Source organism: Mesorhizobium sp. WSM2240 (assembly GCF_040438645.1).
In the GTDB taxonomy this organism is placed as follows: domain Bacteria; phylum Pseudomonadota; class Alphaproteobacteria; order Rhizobiales; family Rhizobiaceae; genus Allomesorhizobium.
Window position 1 is genome coordinate 3,767,487 of the sequence record NZ_CP159253.1, and the last position, 18,487, is coordinate 3,785,973.

15 protein-coding genes are annotated in these 18,487 nt (G+C 61.2%); 5 read left to right on the forward strand and 10 right to left on the reverse strand.

What is annotated here, in order from left to right:
- Positions 1-527 precede the first annotated feature (527 nt).
- Both ABVK50_RS18635 and ABVK50_RS18640 read left to right on the forward strand, forming a co-directional pair.
- Positions 528-1,358, forward strand: coding sequence for a manganese catalase family protein (locus ABVK50_RS18635; protein ID WP_353645163.1), 831 nt, complete (start codon positions 528-530; stop codon positions 1,356-1,358).
- A gap of 313 nt (positions 1,359-1,671) precedes the next feature.
- Positions 1,672-2,172 carry a DUF2243 domain-containing protein gene (locus ABVK50_RS18640; protein ID WP_353645162.1) on the forward strand — a complete coding sequence of 167 codons (501 nt, stop codon included), beginning with the start codon at positions 1,672-1,674 and terminating at the stop codon, positions 2,170-2,172.
- Between the two features lie 307 nt (positions 2,173-2,479).
- On the opposite strand, the gene ABVK50_RS18645 is transcribed toward ABVK50_RS18640, so the two are convergent.
- Positions 2,480-3,028 carry a sigma-70 family RNA polymerase sigma factor gene (locus tag ABVK50_RS18645; RefSeq protein WP_353645161.1) on the reverse strand — a complete coding sequence of 183 codons (549 nt, stop codon included), beginning with the start codon at positions 3,026-3,028 and terminating at the stop codon, positions 2,480-2,482.
- 448 nt (positions 3,029-3,476) lie between these two features.
- On the opposite strand from ABVK50_RS18645, the gene ABVK50_RS18650 reads away from it, so the two are divergent.
- Positions 3,477-4,205: a Crp/Fnr family transcriptional regulator gene (locus ABVK50_RS18650; RefSeq protein WP_353645160.1), complete on the forward strand. Its 729-nt coding sequence runs from the start codon at positions 3,477-3,479 to the stop codon at positions 4,203-4,205.
- A 103-nt stretch (positions 4,206-4,308) separates the two neighbouring features.
- On the opposite strand, the gene ABVK50_RS18655 is transcribed toward ABVK50_RS18650, so the two are convergent.
- The 5 genes from ABVK50_RS18655 to ABVK50_RS18675 all read right to left on the reverse strand — a co-directional run bounded on the left by ABVK50_RS18655 (position 4,309) and on the right by ABVK50_RS18675 (position 10,792).
- Positions 4,309-6,087 (reverse strand): PAS domain S-box protein, encoded by a 1,779-nt coding sequence (locus ABVK50_RS18655; protein ID WP_353645159.1) that lies wholly within the window; start codon positions 6,085-6,087, stop codon positions 4,309-4,311.
- Positions 6,088-6,420: 333 nt separating this feature from the next.
- The gene (locus ABVK50_RS18660; protein ID WP_353645158.1) at positions 6,421-6,627 is read right to left on the reverse strand and encodes a hypothetical protein; all 207 of its coding nucleotides are present in this window, start codon (positions 6,625-6,627) and stop codon (positions 6,421-6,423) included.
- Positions 6,628-6,914: 287 nt separating this feature from the next.
- Entirely contained in the window at positions 6,915-8,546 is a 1,632-nt protein-coding gene (locus tag ABVK50_RS18665) for an ATP-binding protein (RefSeq protein WP_353645888.1), read from the reverse strand.
- Positions 8,547-8,560: 14 nt separating this feature from the next.
- Positions 8,561-9,364, reverse strand: a complete 804-nt coding sequence (locus ABVK50_RS18670) for an alpha/beta hydrolase (protein WP_353645157.1) — start codon at positions 9,362-9,364, stop codon at positions 8,561-8,563.
- A 357-nt stretch (positions 9,365-9,721) separates the two neighbouring features.
- Positions 9,722-10,792, reverse strand: a complete 1,071-nt coding sequence (locus tag ABVK50_RS18675; protein ID WP_353645156.1) for an AraC family transcriptional regulator — start codon at positions 10,790-10,792, stop codon at positions 9,722-9,724.
- Between the two features lie 125 nt (positions 10,793-10,917).
- Between ABVK50_RS18675 and ABVK50_RS18680 the strand changes: the two genes are divergently transcribed.
- Positions 10,918-11,712 carry a class I SAM-dependent methyltransferase gene (locus ABVK50_RS18680; protein ID WP_353645155.1) on the forward strand — a complete coding sequence of 265 codons (795 nt, stop codon included), beginning with the start codon at positions 10,918-10,920 and terminating at the stop codon, positions 11,710-11,712.
- A 107-nt stretch (positions 11,713-11,819) separates the two neighbouring features.
- On the opposite strand, the gene ABVK50_RS18685 is transcribed toward ABVK50_RS18680, so the two are convergent.
- The 4 genes from ABVK50_RS18685 to ABVK50_RS18700 form a co-directional block, all read right to left on the reverse strand.
- Positions 11,820-13,547 carry an alpha/beta fold hydrolase gene (locus ABVK50_RS18685; protein WP_353645154.1) on the reverse strand — a complete coding sequence of 576 codons (1,728 nt, stop codon included), beginning with the start codon at positions 13,545-13,547 and terminating at the stop codon, positions 11,820-11,822.
- Complete coding sequence (locus ABVK50_RS18690; protein ID WP_353645153.1) at positions 13,534-14,253, reverse strand: hypothetical protein; 720 nt, start codon at positions 14,251-14,253, stop codon at positions 13,534-13,536. Before ABVK50_RS18690 ends, ABVK50_RS18685 begins: the two co-directional genes overlap by 14 nt.
- 206 nt (positions 14,254-14,459) lie before the next feature.
- A complete protein-coding gene (locus ABVK50_RS18695) occupies positions 14,460-16,133 on the reverse strand; it encodes a LuxR C-terminal-related transcriptional regulator (protein WP_353645152.1) in 1,674 nt (557 codons plus the stop codon).
- A 182-nt stretch (positions 16,134-16,315) separates the two neighbouring features.
- The gene (locus tag ABVK50_RS18700; protein WP_353645151.1) at positions 16,316-17,095 is read right to left on the reverse strand and encodes a helix-turn-helix domain-containing protein; all 780 of its coding nucleotides are present in this window, start codon (positions 17,093-17,095) and stop codon (positions 16,316-16,318) included.
- A 211-nt stretch (positions 17,096-17,306) separates the two neighbouring features.
- Between ABVK50_RS18700 and ABVK50_RS18705 the strand changes: the two genes are divergently transcribed.
- On the forward strand, positions 17,307-18,140 hold the full coding sequence (locus tag ABVK50_RS18705) for a class I SAM-dependent methyltransferase (protein WP_353645150.1): 834 nt from the start codon (positions 17,307-17,309) through the stop codon (positions 18,138-18,140).
- Positions 18,141-18,487: the final 347 nt, after the last annotated feature.

Below are 18,487 nucleotides of genomic sequence, written 5' to 3' on the forward strand. Positions count from 1 at the left end.
CTGATGATGAAGGCGAAGCCGGCGGACGCATCAACGAGCATGAACAGGTTGGCCGGCCAGTCGAGGCGCCGAGTTCGGCGACTTGATCCTGACTGTAGAAGGCTTGAGGTCCGGCCGATCGCCAGAGCGAGATCGGCGGAGAAGGCGGCGCCGCAACTCGAGCCGGCCATCGGCACAGGATGCGGCATATGATTTTCAGATCAGGGTTTACCGGCTCCAGCGCATTCGGCGCTTGCCCGGCGGCAACCGTTCGTCTCTGAGCGGCTGGCGGGACACAGGAGCCTCGGGCTTAAGCAGCCGGACAATGTCATCGACAGGACCCGGTGCAACTGGGGTTTCCCGCACCAGACCGAGGTTTCTCAATGCATTCCATATGTGAGACAGTGCGGGCATTGGCGTTTCTCCGTATGTCCGCCCAACAGCTTTTCCAACTTCCTTGTTCCGGAAATTTAGCTGTGGAATGCCGCAGTTAGTTTCGGAACAAGCCTGCGAATGGCAGGTTGGGGCGCCTCAACGGAGGTCACGTCATGTACTACACCGACAAAAAGCTGCAGTTCCCGGTTCGCGTTGACAAACCCAATCCGATCTTTGCCCGCGCCCTTCAGCAGGCCATCGGGGGCGTCGAAGGCGAAATTCGCGTAGCGTTGCAATATTTCTTTCAAGCTTGGGGCGCCCGTGGCCCGACGAAGTATCGCGATATGCTTCTGAACACGGCCACGGAAGAGCTCGCTCACATCGAGATGCTCTCGACCGCTGTTGCGCTGAATCTGGAAAATGCGCCGCTGTCCCTTCAGGAAGAGGTTTCGGCGGATGCGGTGGGTGGATCGGTGCTGAATGGAATGAACTTTCGGCACATATTGTCGACCGGACTTGCTGCGCTTCCCGAGAATTCGAACGGGGTACCGTTCAACGCATCACATGTTTATGCCAGCGGAAATCTCGCGGCGGACATGATGGCCAATGTCACCGCCGAGAGCAGTGGCCGGATCCTTGCAGTTCGCCTTTACAATATGACAGACGACCCGGGCATGAAGGACATGCTTTCGTTTCTGATCGCCAGGGATACGATGCACCAGCAGCAATGGTTGGCGGCCATTGAGGATATGGGTGGGCTGGAAGCTTCGCTGCCGATCCCCAACTCATTCCCGCAGGAACAGGAGCAGCAAGATGTAAGCTACGCCTTCGTCAATTGCTTCGTCGAGGGTATCGATCCACCCGAAGGCCGGTGGTCGAGCGGCCCCTCGCTGGACGGCAAGGGCGAGTTCTCGATAGTCGCTGGCGAACCGATGGGCGGGGAGCCCATGCTGTCGCCACCACGCCCCGACAGCGGCTCGCAGAACGAACAGTTAAAAAAGTAGAACTGCTTCGGACAGGACGTCTAATATACAAAAGCTGAAGTGTTCAGGGAAGCGTTGCTTCCAGAGCCTACCGGGCGTCTCGAGCCGCGCTGGCGCGCTCATACCACAAGCAGCGGAGGATGCGGCCCGTTTCGCAGCAGCCTAAAATTACGTTGTCCTATACCGGCAACCACCCACAGCGAGAGTGTCCATGTTCGCAACATGGGCACTCTCGGCTTGGACACCGGTGCTGGATACACCGGCAGCGTTCGTATCCGCATAAGACGCGGAATGTTCATGGAATAGATAGATTTCGGAGCGCAGAGGCAAGCAGATGGCAGCGGCGGATCGGGCATTTCCCACGTCAGCCGGGATCTTCTTCGGACTCGGACTAGGCGGATTTTTCGACGGTATCGTGATGCACCAGATCCTTCAATGGCATCACATGGCGACAAGCGCCGGGTATCCTGCCGACAATGTCGAGAATCTAAAACTAAACACGCTGCTCGACGGGCTCTTTCACGCCGTCACGTATATCTTCGTCGTGGTAGGCCTCCTGCTTCTTTGGCGGAAGGCACATCGCACCCACCTGTGGTGGTCGGGCAAGATGCTCACCGGTACGATTCTGATGGGATTCGGCCTGTTCAACCTGGTCGAAGGTATCCTGAACCACCACGTCCTGGTGTTCCATCACGTTAACGAAACAGTACCCCGTTCACAATGGATGTGGTGGGACCTGGGGTTCCTCGCTTGGGGCGTGATCATGCTGGTGCTTGGATGGGCGCTCTATCGGGCGGGAAAGCGAAGCACTCTCTCGGCCGATCATACTGGCTAAGCTGGCTGCAACAGCCGCTCGGGACGTCGCCATCTCATCCGCTTTGAGAGGCGACCGCAGCCCGCAGGCAGTGGCGGCGAAGCCGCGCTCCATTGTCGGTGGCCAAGCGGTTGATCTTGTTGTGCGGCCGGCGCCCCAGCCAACTTTGTTCAGCAAAGTCGTGTGAGCGTCATCACCGGCCGTCGTGTAAGCCAAGTTTTGTCGCGGCGGAGTTGGGAAATGCGTCGCTCATCACTTTGTTCTTAATTATTGCGGCGAGTTACCGGGGGACCAGCGCTTCAATGAACCTGCATCGAAAGGATCACTCCTAAACGCGCGCCCCGTCGAATTGGAGGGCGGCGGCGGAAATGGCCGAGGTAGTTACGGCATCGTCCGAACACGTTTCGCCAAGCGTTTCGAGGAGCCGGTAGCGCGCGCGGCTCAGGCGGCTCTTGATTGTTCCGATGGCGCAGCCGCATATGCTTGCCGCATCGTCGTAGCTGGTCCCGAGAACGCCTATCAAAACAATAACTTCGCGCTGGTCGTGGGGCAGAGCTTCGATGGCCCGCGCCATCTCTTGGCTGCGTAGCGACCATTCCTGGCCCGCCGCGATCGCGGGCCGGCTTGAAGCGCAATCGAGCAGACCGGGTGCCTCGCGATTCGCCATTTTGATGCGCGTATAGAAAGTGTTGCGCATTATGGTGAAAAGCCAGGATTTCATATTGGTCCCGGGCTGGAAGCGGTTGATGTTTGCGATACCTTTCATCAGCGTCTCCTGGACTAGGTCATCGGCATCGCTGGCATCCTTGGCGAGCGTTCGGGCGAAGGCCCGCAAGGCAGGGATGAGGGTCACAAACTCGCTCCGCTCTGTTAGCATGTCTATCTCCGAGATCGATAAGCCTGGTCAGTTTGATAGGCCCACGCTAACCTGTCGAAAGGAGGTCGGTTCCACATTGGCGTCGCAGTTTTGGAATTACTTACCTGCAGACTAACAAATGCTAATTTCCGGCATCTTGCGGCTCGGGACGACAGTTTGGAAATCTTATTGCGGTCCGTCCTCGCGACCGAAGCGGCACACCCTCATCAAGCATTTGAGCTGTCCGTTGAGGGTCGCGTCCGTTCCACATTCGGACCTGATGCGCGCGGCGAAAGGGAGTCCTTCACGCACAAAGGGATTGGCCAGCAAACCGCAATCGCTTAGAAAAGGCTCAGTCTGATCATCGGTGTTTCCTCGCCCCGGTGGGCGATCATAAGCACCAGAAGGAGAAGGCTGTGGCACAACGCAACGAACCACCTTACTGGGGCGTCGGTGCCCCCGGCATATCGTGACGGGCACTTTCACAGCGCTGATCCTGGCTCTTGAGCGCCGAGACCACGTCAGCGAGGAAGAGAAGAGGTTATTGGAGCAGCTGCCGTTCCGAATCCGGACGTTTGCTGCTGGTGAGAGACTTGTGGCGGAGAGCTCCCGTCCAACCGAAAGCTGTCTTGTCCTGAGCGGCTTTGCAGCCCGCCAGCAATACGTCGCCGACGGCAAGCGCCAACTTACTGCAATTCATATAGCGGGCGACTTCGTTGACCTGCACTCGATGCTGTTAAAGGTCATGGACCATAGCGTCGTGTCGCTTGGGGGCTGCCTCGCCGCGTTCGTGCCCCATACCAGTCTCCAGGCCATGATCGCTGCGTCGCCCCATCTCGGTCGTCTGCTGTGGCTTTCTACTGTGATAGATGGCGCCATAGAGCGGAACTGGGTCACCTGCCTCGGCCGGCGGCCGTCCAATACTCACCTTGCTCACCTGATATGCGAGCTCTACGCACGCCTGGAAGCTGTAGGGCTGGTCCGTGGCCAAAGCTTCGACCTACCCGTTACGCAGTCCGACATTGCCGATATCGTTGGCTTATCAGTCGTACACGTTAATCGGATGATCCAGGAGTTGCGCGTGTCTGGGCTGATCAAATGGGGTCGCAAAAGGGTGACCGTTCTTAATATCGATCGCCTTCGCGAGTTGGCGGATTTTGACCCGACTTACTTGAACCTGATACGAGAGCCTCGGTAATGTGAATGCAGTTTTCGCTATGAGGCGACGGGATTGCTCGTCCCGACGATGACCACCACTGCGAGGACCGGCTAGTGGGCCGACTTTGATCTCTCCGGCTGGTTTATGAGTTTTCACCATCCAAAAGCGATGCTTCCACGAAGGCCATTGGCGCCTTAAGGGTCCAAACTACGCCGCTGGGGTTGTATTGAAGGTCGGCGGTCCCGCTCACCGCCTGAGGAGCCACTCGCTTCAGCACAACTGTTCCAAAGCCGCCAGAAGCGATCGACTTTACTTCGGGACCGTCGGTCTCGGTCCATGTAAGTGCAACCGACCTTCCGCTATCGGAATCGACAACGTCCCAATCAACCGAGATCCGGCCGCTGCTGCCGGACAAAACGCCGTATTTGGCCGAATTGGTAGCCAGTTCGTGAAATGCCATGCCAAGGTACTGGACGGCGTTGGGGCTAAGTGTGATCGAAGGGCCCGACATGGAGATCCTTTCCTCGGTGCCAAAGGGCTTCGCCTGCGCCAGCACCAATTCAAAGATCGTGGCTCCTCTCCAGTCGGCCGAGACAAGCAGATCGTGGGAGCGCGCCAGAGCCATTATCCGCTCCCGCACCTGGCGCTCGAAAACTTCCGGGGATTCCGAGCGCTTGTTGGTCTCGCGGATCATTGAGAGGATCACCGAATACTGGTTCTTAACCCGGTGGTTGACCTCTCGCATCAGCATGCGAATTCGATGTTCGCTTTCTTTACCCGCTGATATGTCGCGGGCAATCTTCGAAGCGCCGACGATACGTCCTGAAGCATCGCGCACCGGCGAAACTGTGAGCGAGACGGGCACAAGACTCCCGTCCTTGCGCTGACGGATGGTCTCATGGCTTTCGACTGGTTCACCGTTTCGGATGCGGGCGAGGATCTGAGGCTCTTCGTCCTGATGGTCGGCTGGAATGAGCGTGGTCACCGGCTTTCCGATGATTTCTTCGGCGGTGTACCCGAAGAGCCGTTCGGCAGCTCGGTTCCAACTTTTGATCACTCCATTCAGATCTTTGCTGACAATCGCGTCAAAGGACGATTCCACGATAGCCGCTAGATGATTTCCGGCCTCTTCTGCCTTTTTCAGATCAGTGAGGTCGACCAGCATGTTCACAGCGCCAGTAAGCTCGCCCTTCTCATCCAGTATGGGTGTCGGAAACGGGAGAAACGGGAACAGCGTGCCGTCTGGGCGCTGGGCGAGCGCCTCCACATTGCGGACGGGTCGCTTTTCCTTGAGCGCGATTGCCATCGGGCACTCGGCATGGGGGAGTTCTTTTCCGTCGGGAGTGAAAAGGCGGAAAGTTACACACCACTCGTCTTTGCCGATTTCCGGCTCACGTCCGGCGAATTCCACCGCAGCCTGGTTGTAGTAGGTGATCGTCCCAGCCTTGTCTGTGGTGTAGACCGCTATAGGAAGAGCGTCGAGGATTTGATGGAACCGGTCGTCCTGCCGTTTGAGCTCCTGGCGAGCAAGAGTCAGTTCCGTGACATCCACCGTGAAGCAACGGGTGTTGACCAGTTCTCCATCGCTGAACCGGCCGCTGGATGTGATTTCCACATGCTTGACGGAGCCGTCGCGGGCCCGCATTTGGGCTGGGTATTTATTGATCTCGTCCCCGGCGCTCAGGCGCGCCAGAACATCGTTGGCGACCTCTCTTTCGACATAGAAATCGGCGATATGGCGGCCGATATACTCGTCCGCATCATAGCCCAGCAGTTCGAGCTCGGCCCTGTTTGCATGCAGTATGGTGCCGTCCGTTCCGACAAGATGGAGCGGAAGGCTGCCGTTCTCGAAGAAGTCTCTCAAATCGGCCTCGTCGGGGCCGCTTCTCTTGAATGGTGTCCCCTGGATGCTGACGATCATGCCGGAGCCATTACCGACCCGCGAAGTCCCACCTTGATCCATGAATCCCCCGGCAATCTACCAATAATATCGGCGGTTGGCCTAACCTCCCCAAACTCGAACAGTCGGAGTTGGTTCCAACAATATTCAGGACTTTTATTCAGCCGACGCTCGTCGCTCGTCAGAACATAGCCGGCATCGCGCCCTATTTGGTGAATGAATGGCAGGCGGACACGGTGAATCCGAGTTGCTGCCAGAATTGGGCGAAAAGCACCGGCTCCGGTGGCTTCAAGCGCGCTCCGAGCCTGATTTAACCCTAATGATAGTCGGGAGATTTGACGGCCAGTAGGCCTGCTATGCCGCCCGCTGATCCTTGCCAGCCACGATCGCCAGCAAGCCAGCCTTGTCTTGGACGCCGTTTTCGAAAGCCGCCATAAGCGCTTTCGCCAGATGACTTGCGGCAGGGGAGTTTGGAGCGGTCTCGTTCCTGGCGCACGTCTCCTCGAAAACCTCCTTCAGGAGCGCAAGGTCAATGGAAGTGAGATAGCCGCCGTCAGACATCGCCTGTTCCTTCCTTCGAAAGAGAAGCCCGAAAGCCCGCGCTCTCGAAAATTTAATCCGGCTTTCCCTCCCGTCAATGTGAAGATTGAGGTACGATTCGTACAATTGCTGGCAACCCGTCGGGGTGCAAACCTCCAATGGGCCAGCAGGTCACGGAGGCGGGCACCTCGGATACCGTGCTTGGTAGCCGACATTCGACGACCGACGCTCGCAGCCCGCAACAGTCAAGAATGGTGGCGCCGTCCGGTCAGGGTGAACGCTTCGTCCTTGTCGCCCCGGAGCTTGCGCTAGGTGTCCAGCACCATTCTTACCTTCGCCGCGAGCTGCTCGACCGAAGCGGGCTTCTGCAGGAGGTTCACTCCTGGATCAAGCACGCCGTTGTGCACCACCGCATTGCGTGTGTAGCCGGTCGTGAAAAGCACTTTCAGATCCGGCCGGCGTTTCTGCGCCTCCTCGGCAAGCCGCCGGCCGTTCATGTCCGGCATCACCACGTCCGTGAAGAGAAGACCGATTTCGGGGTGCTCAGAAAGGGCGGCAAGCGCCTCCGTGCCGCCGCGTGCCTCGACGACGCCGTAGCCCAGCTCGCGCAGCATCTGCGCGGTGAGCGCCAGCACTTGCTCGTCATCCTCCACGACCAGCACCACCTCTGAGCTGGCGCCGCGGGCGAGCTTTTTGGCATGCGCGCGCTTCGGCGCATCGGCCGCGCCATAGAGCCGGGGCAGATAGATCTTGATGGACGTGCCCTGGCCGGGCTCGGAATAGATCTTTATGTGGCCGCCGGACTGTTTCACGAAGCCGAAGACCTGGCTGAGGCCAAGCCCCGTGCCCTTGCCCGGCCCCTTGGTGGTGAAGAACGGATCGAAAGCCTTGGCCATGACCTCAGGCGTCATGCCTGTGCCCGTGTCGGTGACAGCGACCATCACATACTGGCCGGGCTGCGTGGTGTGCTCGGCCGCATAGGTGTCGTCAAGATGGCAGTTGGCGGTCTCGATGGTGAGCCGTCCGCCCTCGGGCATCGCGTCGCGCGCATTGATGGCAAGGTTAAGGATTGCGTTTTCGAGCAGGTTCTTGTCGGCGTGGACGTTCCAGAGGCCGCCGGCGAGCACCGTTTCGAGCCGCACCGTCTCGCCGAGGGTGCGGCGGAGAAGCTCCGACATCTCAGCCACCATCTTGTTGGCATTGAGCGGCTCGGGCGAGAGTGCCTGCTGGCGCGAGAAGGCGAGAAGGCGCTGAGTAAGGGAGGCGGCCCTGCCCGCGCCATCCTTGGCGGCGTCGATAAAGTGCGAGACGTCCTCCCCTTTGGCGAGGCGGCGCTCGATCAGGTTGAGCGCGGAAAGGATGACGGCAAGCATATTGTTGAAATCGTGGGCAATGCCGCCCGTGAGCTGGCCGACAGCTTCCATCTTCTGGGCCTGGCGCAGCGCGGCTTCCGACGTCATGCGCGCCTCGACCGCCTCGGCGATGCGTTTCTCCAGGGTACGGTTGAGTTCGACGAGCTCGGCATTGGCCCCTTCGGCGACGCGTCGGGCTTCGAGCAGTTCGCGCTCGTAGCGGCGGCGGTCGGAGGCATTGAAGATGGTGATGCGGACGAAGCGGAGATCGCCGGTATCGTCACGCCGCTCCACCGCGTTGACAAGCACGGGGAGAGTGGTGCCGTCGGCGCGCACGAGATCGAGCGCCACCTCGTTGAAGAAGCCCTGCATACGCATCAAGGGCGCGAAATGGGTCTCGTAATAGATCTTTCCCGCGATGTTCAGGAAATCCTGAAATCGGCGGCCGACGAACTCGCTGCGGTCGCGGCCGAGCCAGGTGGCGAAGGTGAGGTTCGCCTTGGTGATGCGGCCGTCCGGCCCCGCGGAGACATAGCCGCAGGGGGCGTTCTCGAACAGGTCCTCAAGATCGTCGAACTGTTGGCTCATCGCTTCCAGCGCGCTCAACCGGCATTGCCTTCAAGAAAAGCCTTCATGGCGGCGACGGTCTCTTCCGGGGCACTGAGATTTGGGCAATGTCCGGTGGCCTGCAACAGGACGAATGCGCTGTTGGGCAGGTTGCGGTGCACATAGTCGCCCACGGTTCGCGGCGCGATCACATCCTCCGAACACTGCAGCACAAGCGAGCGGGCGGTGACACGGGAGAGATCAGCGCGGTTGTCGGAGAGGAAGGTGACGCGGGCGAAGCGCTTGGCGATCTCCGGGTCCGTCATGCAGAAGGAATTGGTGAGCTCCTCGCTCAATTCAGGCCGGTCGGAATTTCCCATAATGACGGGAGCCATGGCTTGCGACCAGCCCATGTGGTTGGAGTCGAGAAAGTCGAGAAGCTCGTGGATCTGCGCCTCGCTGAAGCCGCCGGTATAGTCGGGATCGTTGATGTAGCGCGGCGACGGGCCTATCATGACGAGGTGGTTGAAGATGTCGGGCGCCTTGACCGACGCGATGGCTCCGATCATGGCGCTCACGGAATGGCCGACGAAGACCCCGTGGGAGATGCCGACCTCGCGGCATATCTGGATGACGTCGTCAGTATAGCCTTCGAGGGAGCCGTATTTTTCGACGTCATAGGCCTGGAGCTCGGAACCACCGCAGCCGACATGGTCGAAGAGGACGATGCGGTACTTCTCGGCGAAGGCCGGCCAGACGAAGCGCCACATGTTCTGGTCGCAGCCGAAGCCATGCGCGAAGACCATGGCCTTCTCGCCCGCGCCCATCACCTTTACATTGTTCCGCTGCAATACGCTCAATCAAACCACTCTCTCTTCGCTGCTTTTCCAGAGGCCTGGCTGCTCGCGCTTAAGCCACCCAATCTTCCGAAGCATAGAAATGGGTTCGCGGACCGAATTGTCCAGCTTATGTCCTCATCCTGACGGTGGCTTTGACGCGCACGCAAAGGGGTCTGGAGGAGTGCTGGCAGTGACCGAATGGGCGCGCCCTGCTGGTTCAAACGTCTCGCTCGCAGAATGCCTGACTCGGGGGTGGGAGTTCACACTCTGTCATCGAGCCGAATGGCAAAGAAGCCCGCGTTTTCCGGACATTGGCTGAACCGTTGAGTGGTCGAGACGGCCAGAACTGTTGAAGCCGCTGAGTTGAGTGGTAACTGATCAACATTCATAAGATCGGCTGGTTGCAGCGGCACTGCCGCGCCATGCGGCGGGCGAAACGCCCACAGCCTTCTTGAACGCCCGGCTGAAGGCCGCCTCGGATTCGTAGCCGATCTCGCGGCCTACCGCGGCCACCTTCATGGAACTGTCGGTAAGGAGGCGCGCGGCAATCTGCATGCGCCAGAGCGTCAGATACTGCATCGGGGCATGACCAACGAGATGGGTGAAACGCGCCGCAAGGGCTGCTCGCGACATGCAGGCGCGGCTCGCCAACGCGTTTAGCGTCCACGGATACGCAGGCTGTTCGTGGAGCATGACCAGGATTTTGCCGATTGCAGGGTCGCGTAGGCCCGACAGCCAGCCGGTCTCGTGGGCAGGCAGAGCCTCCAGATATCGACGCATCACCTCGACGAAAACCAGCTCACTCAGTCTCAGCCGGATCGCCTCGCCCCCGACCCGCGGCTGGCGCGCCTCGGCAAGCGTGAGGTCGATGAGGCGGCTCAAAAGGCCCTCACCCTCCTTGTTGGACCGCTTGATCCGTAGTAGCTGCGGCAAGGTGGAGAGCACGGGATTGAAGGGCTGCATATCGCAGCCGAGAAAGCCGCAGACGAATTCGCTTCGCGGTTCGCCGCCGCCGCCTTCCTTCGACACGAAGGGCAGCCTGCCCGCGGCCATTTCCCGGAAATAATCCATCGTCGCTTCAGTATCGAACTCCGGCGGCTGGCCGGGCCCGCTGAGCATCGAATATGGATCGCCATGCGGGAACACCAGCACGTCGCCCGCCTCGAACCAGGTTGACGCGACACCGGGTACCTTTGCCCAGCCCGCGCCCTTCAGGATGATATGGTAGGAAACCACATGCTGCGCACGCGGCAGGATGATTGACGAAAACGTACTGGCGCGCGGCACCTCCACGCCCCACGGGAAGGACGCGTCCACCAGAAAAAACAACGCACCTGTCAGCTTGACCGTTTGCAGGACGTCGGAAAGCGGATCGGCGCCCTGGGACCTGTGCTGGGCACTTGGCTTCGCCGCCGAAGTGCGGGCCGACCGCGTTGCATCGAGCGTCATGGACGATGCGGCAAGCGACAAAGACGTTTGGTCATGGGCCGGGACCATCCTTCAAGCATACCCTGAATGGGCTCTCACATCCATTGGATGTGCCCGGTTCAGAAGATGAATGTGGAGGAAAGACCATGGCAATGCTCGAGAAGATGCACGGCCCGGCGGAGATTTACGACACCCACTTCGTGCCAGCCCTGTTTGCCCGATGGGGGCCGGTCGTAGCTGCGGAAGCCGGGGTGCAGAAAGGCGACCGTGTGCTGGACGTGGCTTGCGGCACGGGCGCTCTGACGCTCGCCGCGGCCGAGATCGCCGGCCCTTCAGGCTCCATTGTCGGGCTGGATGCCAATCCTGAAATGCTGGCGGTTGCACGCAGCAAGCCCGTGCAGATCGAATGGCTGGAAGGAACGGCCGAAGCATTGCCTCTGCCGGACGACAGCTTCGACGCCGTCGTCAGCCAGTTCGGCTTCATGTTCTTCGGGGACAAGCCGCAGGCGCTTCGCGAGATGATGCGGGTGCTGAAGCCGGGCGGTCGCTTGTCGGTCGCGGTGTGCGATGCGGTCGAGAACTCGCCGGGCTACGGCGCCTTCGCCCGGCTGCTCGACCGGCTGTTCGGAAAAGAGGTTGGGGATGCCTTCCGAGCGCCATTCAGCCTCGGCGATGCCGCGCGGCTGCATGAAATCTGCAACGAAGCAGGCATTCCGGACGCCGAGATCGTCCAGCGCAACGGAAAAGTCCACTTCAAGTCCATCGACGCGCTGGTGTCCACCGAACGCGCCTGCGTGTGGACGCTTGGCGGCGTGCTCAACGACGAGCAGTTCGAGCGGCTTCTCAAGGAGGCGGAGACGGCGCTCAGGCCATTCGTGATCGACGGCGGCACGATCGAATTCGACATGCCATCGCTCATCATAAAGGGTCGGAAATCCTAGGCTCTGCCGCAGCGCCAAGTCGGGGCATCGAAGAAATGGCCACCCCAATTCCTGGAGTGGCCACGAAGTGCACGCAAGAGCGTCTTGCTATCGATCTGGTTGCGCGATCACTTGGTCCCGACGCCGATGTTGACCGGGCTGGTGAGGACGGCTGTGCCGCCGGTCCCCGCGCGCGCCGCGACCAGCCGGTCCAGCGCCTGCCGGATCGTCGCAGTTTCCGCCTCGCTTAGCTCAAGCTCGGCCAGAATGGCGCCGGGAATCGGGTTGCTCTGCGTCAGCCATTGCCACAATTGCTCGCCCGTCGTGAATTCGAGGTTTTCGGTAGTCCGCTCCACATGAACCTCGCGCAGCCCCGCCGCTTCAAGCTCGTGGCGGAGCTTCTCTGGGTCGCGAAGCTGGAAGGGCAGCGGGGGCGGGTCCTTCGGCAGTCCCGGAAAAGCCGGCCGGGCCGCCCTGATCGCTTCGACGAAGAAGGAGAGGAAATCTACCTCGCGCGGATCACCGTAGGCAGTGACGAGCACGCGTCCGCCGGGCCTGACCACCCGGACCATCTCCCGGATGCCCCTTGGCATGTCAGGGAACAGCATGACGCCGAACTGCGACCCGGCCATATCGAAACTCTCGTCCGCCAGCGTGAGCGCGTGACCGTCCATGGCGCGGGTTTCGATCGCCAGGCCCTCTCCCGCAGCGCGGGCCCGCAGCCTCTCGAGCATGACGGGGGAGATGTCCGTCGCCAGAACGCCCGCGCCGAGGCGCGCGGCTGGTATGGACAGGGCGCCGGTGCCTGCTGCCACATCCAGGAATCGCATGCCGGGGCGCAGCGCGGCGCGCTGCAGGCCCTCCTCCCCGATCAAAAAATGGGTCGGCGTCACAAAACGGTCGTATCCGGGCGCGATCCGGCTCCAGGCTTGTCGCGTGTCCGGGGCCACTGGCTCCGCTTCCGCGAGCGCGGTGCGCAATACCTGGATGAATGCGGCTGGCTGCTCGATGGGTGGATCGTCTGCAGCACCATCGATGACATGGAGCGGCCAGCCGAAGCGGGCGCTTGCTGCCTCCGCGATCGGCAGTGGACTGGCGAGGTCGTGCCGTCCCCAGATAAGGACGGTGGGCACCGCAATGCGTGCGAGCTCCTCCGGTGGGATCGCAGAAAGCCCGAACTGCTCGAACAGGCCGTGCTGGGTTGGCTTGAGTTCCGGCGCTTGAGCGCGGTCGAGATTATAGGCCCGCAGATGGTGCCAGCTCTCGCCCATTTGATCGCGTAGCGCGTCGAGGTCGAAGGCGCACCGCTCCCAGAGCCGATCATGATTTTCCGGGCTTGGCTCCGTGATGAAGGCGGTGAGGGCCGCACCGAACTCTGGCACCGGCTGAAACGGCGCTAGGCCGAGCGCGTCCGACAACACCAGGCACCGGAGCCGGTCACTGTGCCTGGCGGCAAAGCGAGCGGCAATTGCAGCGCCAAGAATTTGGCCAACAAGAATGGGCGGTGTCGGGCAGGTGCGTTCGATGAGTTCGCCCAGCCATGCGAGAATACGATCGGAATGGACCGGCCCCTCGATAGACCCCGAATTGCCATGGCCCGGCAGATCAGGTGCGATGACGTGATGTGTTCTCACGAGGTTCGGGAGAAGGCGCAGCCACTTCGCCGCATATTCTCCTGGGCCGTGCAACAGCACGATGGGCGTTCCGGCGCCGCCTTCCAGCAGCGTGGTCGAGATACCGGCTAGTTCGATCCGCCGTTCCATGATCGGAAGCCCAGCAAGCAGTCGTTTGCGGGCGGCTTCGCCGGAGTTGCCCGGTTCAACCGTGGTTTGGTTGGGTGTTTCAACGTGAGCCATCGTAACCTCCCTGATGTTGATAGGAACGAGGTGTGTCGTGCGAAGCGCGTGCAGTGGACGCGCCAGCCTCAGCGCGTGCGAGCCCGATTCCGAACCAGAGTGTCCACAGGGCCATTACGAAGGACGACACAACCCAAACGAGGCTGCCCAGTCCGATGCCGAACCACATGCTCAGGGGCCAGCTAATAAAGGCGCCAAGGCCGGCGACGACTGCAATCCACGCAGACCAGGTCGGCGTTATGCCATGCTCGGTGCGCGCCTCATTTGCGGCGATCACAGCAACCGACAGAGCAAGAAACATGAAGCCGTTGGACTTCCCTTCGGAAAACGCCCACCATGCTTCAAACCTTGCCACGTCGCCGGCGACAGCAGCATTGGTGACCACGGTTGCCTCGGCAACGGCGGTCGTCATGGTCCACAGCGCGCCGACGGGCAATACAGCCCAAGCGGATAGCGTCCACCAGCTTTCGGTCAAACGCGAGCCCGTCGTCAAAACGATCAGGGCCGTCACCACGAACAGCGACAGCGACAGCGCAGCCGCCCAATGGATGTTTGCCCAACGGGCCGGTCCCTCGGCGATGACCGTCATTTGGTGACTCAGGTCCGGATGGATCGGCCCGTGGCCGACAAGGACGAAACCTAAGAGTACAGCTGCGATCGCAAGCCAGACGCCCGCGACCCGCATCCCGGTATCGGCATGTGACATCGCTTGCTCCTTTCGTTGCGGCCGGATGGTCGCAGCGCGATCGCGGTTCCATCCCGCGATCTACAGGCGAACTGCGCCATGGCATCCGTGGCCGGTCGGTTTCAGATACGGGCTAGGCTAGGATGAAAGTGAGGGCGGCGCTTCGGGCGGATCACCCAATCGGCGCCAATGACAGCATGGGTGATTTTACCCATGCCGGGTACCGCTCAGACCAGCCGGTGCTCGTAGGCCCAGGCGGTCGCGGCGGCGCGCGTGGGGACGTCAAGCTTGTTGAAAATATTGCTGACGTGCCGGTCCACGGTCTTCGCGCTCAGATGCAGTTCGTTGGCGATTTCCTTATTGGTTTTACCGGTTGCGATCAGGCGGAGAACCTGCTCTTCGCGAGCAGAGAGGCCATGGGCCTCGTCCGACCGTATGCCCCGCAGGGTATCGACACGAGCGACATCCGGCGCGGCACCAAGCTGCTGGAACACTGTCCGCGCTGCCTGCAACTCCAGTGTCGCGCCGTCATTGTCGCCGAGGGCGCGGCAAGCCAGGCCCATCATCACGCGGGCGCGGGCTGCTTCATACGGCGCGTCGATTTGCTGCCACCCTTCGATTGACTGGCGCAGCCAAACCGCCGCAGCCTGCGCGTTGCCTTCCGCCAACTCAACCGCCCCCCGCGCGTGGGCAGCAAGGACGCGCAGCAACTCGGTTCCGTAGTCATCCGCGGCGTCTTCCAGTTCGCGGCAAGCGCGCCGCGCTTCCTCGATCTCGTCAGCCGCCAGCATGATCTCGATGTAAGCCGGCAGCAACCGGATACGCCGCACTTGGTCAGTCGTGGTGTCGAGGACGCGGCGGATTGCGGCCACAGCCGCATCAACATGCCTTTTGGCCAACTGCAGCAGCGCAAGGCCCGGCTGCGGTTCGAAGCCATATTGGCTGGCAGTCCGATACGCCTGCTCTGCCGCCTCATAGTCTCCGCGGAGCCGGTGTACTTCCGCCAGTTGGTACCACGCCCCAGCCGTATCTTTCCGATTGTTCGACTGCGTCAAACGCTCCACGGCCTGCCGCGCTTCGTCCATTGCGTCCTGCCACGCGCCGCTGAGCCGCTTGATCTCAGCGCGGTGCATCAGGCAGGTGCCGCTGAAACTGACCAGTTGGGGCTGCTCCGAGCACCACCGTCCCAGAGCGGAAGTCCATTCGCGTGCGCGATCCAGGGCGTGAACTTGCTGGCATGCTTCGATGACGCTGCAGTAGATCAAGCCGGTAAGCAGTGGCGACAGTTCGCCAGCCGTCACCGAAACCATCGCCTCGTCGAGAAGCGCGAAACCTTCCGCGCTTCGCCGCTGGCGCAGCAGAACGCGGCCTTGCAGGTGCCTTGCACAGGCCACGAGGTCAGCATCCGCAAAGCGCTCACCAATCTCGACCGCGCCGCTGGCCGCGGCGTAGGCCGACTCGAGATTGCCGGCGGCAAGATGCTGTTCGACATGAGGCAGCATCAGGTAGCCCTGCTCAGCACAATCGCGTGGATCGCCTTCGAGCAGTCGATGCGCCCTTCCAAACCAGCCGGTCGCCGGAGCCATCTCCCCACAAAATGCAAGGCGCAGGCCTATCCAGAAGGCGCAGCGCGCGGCGCGATGACACTTGCCAGTGTCGAGATAGGCATGATGGGTTCGCTCCAGGGCCCTCAGATATTCCTCGTCGCGACCGGTTAGATAAGCCGACATCGCCAGCCGTTCGAGATCGTCAGCGTCAAGCGCCGCCTCTTCACCGGCGCGCGTGAGGAACCGGTAGGCGTCGTCCCACGCCTTCGCCTCATACGCCTCTCGACCGAGGGCCAGTTGGTCCGCCCCCGCCGGGGAGGCACTGTAGAGCCGCTGTCTATCTGACCTGCCCATCCGCGCTGGCTCCGAGAGAAGAACAGTACTGTTGCCGTCAATGGCTGCTTTGGAGTCGAGGCCAGTATAGCATAGAGGGTGGTGGATCGCCGGAAGGGCGCCTAAAACACTCTGAACGGGAACACCCGGAGCGATAAGCGTGGCCGAGACGGCACCGGCGCGAACGTCGCTGCAGAAGCGGGCTAGCGAGGTGGAGACGAGAGGCTGTCGCCATGACGGGGTGCGGACCTTCTTCCCTTCAGTGCGTTTGATTCGACCGCAAGGCCAACGCCTTTTGACCGGTACCCGGGTTCAGCCGCGCGCTTTTGCGCGAATGGGCTCAGAAGCAACCAAGAGTGAAAAGCCCGGCGCAAATCCTGGCCTCCCGAGCACTCCAAGTGGCCTGCATTCATTGCGGTGGAGAGTTGCAGCTTGCCGACCCAAATCTGTGCCATCGCCTCAAGATCGGTGACCACGTAGAGGTCCACCTCGAAGCCGGGATCCTTCGGGCACAGATCGACATTGGTGCCCTCATTGACCAGCCACCAGAAGCGCTTCGACCGCGGCTGGTCGGTGAATTCGAACTGAACGGTGACTCGCCCCTGCTCGAACACGGATGGGTCGACACGTCTCCGCATCGCCCACATCAGCGCGGTAACGTCAGGTTTTCGCGGATCGATGTGGCCCAGCACCCAGCGTTCGCCCCAGCGGCTCAAACCGTGCACGATGGGCGCAAGCTCCCGGCCGGCTTCGGTCAGGCGGTAGTGGTGGCCAGAAGCCAGAGCCTCCCGCCTGACCAGACCCTCCCGTTCCAGTCGCTGCAAGCGCTGGGACAGGAGAGACGGCGACATCAGCGGCACGCCGCGGCGGATCTCGTTGAACCGGGCCGCGCCGGAGAGCAGTTGCCGGATCACCAGAAATGTCCAGCGCTCGGCAAGAATCTCCGAGGCTTTCGCTAGTGGGCAAAGCTGGCCGTATTCCATGACAGCCTCCACATCGAAGTTGAGCATAACCGAAAACCCCCAGTCCGACAGGTTCAATTTCTGGACTGGAGATATTTCACTCCTCGCGCATGCTTCTCGATGCGAGCCTCGGAAGGAGGAATGCGGCGATGTGACTTCTCCGCCGCACCTTGGCGGGGCAGCAGCGTGACAGATGTGGGACATTCGTCCCGTGGCCCAAGAGGAGAGCAAGATGACAACGACGATCGAACAGGAGGTGGTTCAGCACTGGACCCACGGTTCACTCGAAGAGGCGATCCGCAGCGGGCTGATCGCTTCGGGGCACAGTCTCGACAGGCTGCAGCCGGATGATCTTGCTCCGGTTGATGAGTTCCACATGGGCGGGCGCGAAGCCACGGTGCATCTTGCCGAGAAGATTGACCTCAAGGCCGGCACGACCGTCCTTGACATCGGATCGGGTATCGGCGGGCCCGCCCGCTTCCTTGCCGACCGCTATGGCTGCCGCGTCGTCGGGATCGATGTGACACCCGAATATGTAAAGGTTGCCGAGAGCTTGACAGGTATGGTGGGGCTTGCAGGGCAGGTGGCGTTCAAGGTCGCCAGCGCCACGGCGCTCCCCTTCGATGCCGAAAGCTTCGATGCGGCTTTGTTGATCCATGTGGCTATGAATATCGCGGACAAGGAGAAGCTCTGCGCCGAGGTCGCGCGCGTGCTCAGGATCGGTGGGGTGTTCGGGGTTTACGAGGTGATGCGGACCAGCGACGGCGATCTGTCGTACCCGGTGCCCTGGGCCGAAACGGCAGCACTCTCCTTTCTCGCCACTCCCGCCACTTTCCGGCAAGCTCTCGAACGGGGCGGCTTTGTCGTGGTGGCGGAAGACGACCGGCGGGACTTCGCTCTCGATTTCTTCCGTCGGATACGGACGCGCATGATCGAAAGCGGACCGCCGCCACTTGGAATACACCTCCATATGGGACCAACCGCGTCGGAAAAGATCGCCAACATGATCGAGAACCTGGAACGCGGAGCAATTGCGCCGGTCGAGATGATCTGTAGACGCGTATAGACCGTACCGGGCTTTGTTTCACGCGCGAGCAGCTGCTCGACTTCCGGATCAATGGCTACATCGCGATCAAATTCCGCAGCGATGCAGATCCAGTCAGGCATCGCCGCTCCTCGCGTTGCCGCTTGCCGGATGAGAATGAACATCGGGCGAACGACCGCTTTCCATGGACAGTCAAAACGGCTGCTGTTGGCATAGCCATCAGTTTGACGGTGCGGCCTCCATGGCCAGCGATCAAGGGGTCTATGACCTTCGAGCGAAGGACCCTGATCGCATTGAGGGTTCGCGTCTCATCGGTTTCGATCAGACGTGAATATGCAACGATGTCGGCGGCCATAAGCACAACGAGC

Excerpts from the sequence above, each read along its gene's own strand:
- ABVK50_RS18635 (WP_353645163.1), top strand. The coding sequence starts at position 528 with ATGTACTACACCGACAAAAAGCTGCAGTTCCCGGTTCGCGTTGACAAA.
- ABVK50_RS18640 (WP_353645162.1), top strand. The coding sequence starts at position 1,672 with ATGGCAGCGGCGGATCGGGCATTTCCCACGTCAGCCGGGATCTTCTTC.
- ABVK50_RS18645 (WP_353645161.1), bottom strand. The coding sequence starts at position 3,028 with ATGCTAACAGAGCGGAGCGAGTTTGTGACCCTCATCCCTGCCTTGCGG.
- ABVK50_RS18655 (WP_353645159.1), bottom strand. The coding sequence starts at position 6,087 with ATGATCGTCAGCATCCAGGGGACACCATTCAAGAGAAGCGGCCCCGAC.
- ABVK50_RS18660 (WP_353645158.1), bottom strand. The coding sequence starts at position 6,627 with ATGTCTGACGGCGGCTATCTCACTTCCATTGACCTTGCGCTCCTGAAG.
- ABVK50_RS18665 (WP_353645888.1), bottom strand. The coding sequence starts at position 8,546 with ATGAGCCAACAGTTCGACGATCTTGAGGACCTGTTCGAGAACGCCCCC.
- ABVK50_RS18675 (WP_353645156.1), bottom strand. The coding sequence starts at position 10,792 with ATGACGCTCGATGCAACGCGGTCGGCCCGCACTTCGGCGGCGAAGCCA.
- ABVK50_RS18680 (WP_353645155.1), top strand. The coding sequence starts at position 10,918 with ATGGCAATGCTCGAGAAGATGCACGGCCCGGCGGAGATTTACGACACC.
- ABVK50_RS18685 (WP_353645154.1), bottom strand. The coding sequence starts at position 13,547 with ATGGCTCACGTTGAAACACCCAACCAAACCACGGTTGAACCGGGCAAC.
- ABVK50_RS18690 (WP_353645153.1), bottom strand. The coding sequence starts at position 14,253 with ATGTCACATGCCGATACCGGGATGCGGGTCGCGGGCGTCTGGCTTGCG.
- ABVK50_RS18695 (WP_353645152.1), bottom strand. The coding sequence starts at position 16,133 with ATGGGCAGGTCAGATAGACAGCGGCTCTACAGTGCCTCCCCGGCGGGG.
- ABVK50_RS18700 (WP_353645151.1), bottom strand. The coding sequence starts at position 17,095 with ATGGAATACGGCCAGCTTTGCCCACTAGCGAAAGCCTCGGAGATTCTT.
- ABVK50_RS18705 (WP_353645150.1), top strand. The coding sequence starts at position 17,307 with ATGACAACGACGATCGAACAGGAGGTGGTTCAGCACTGGACCCACGGT.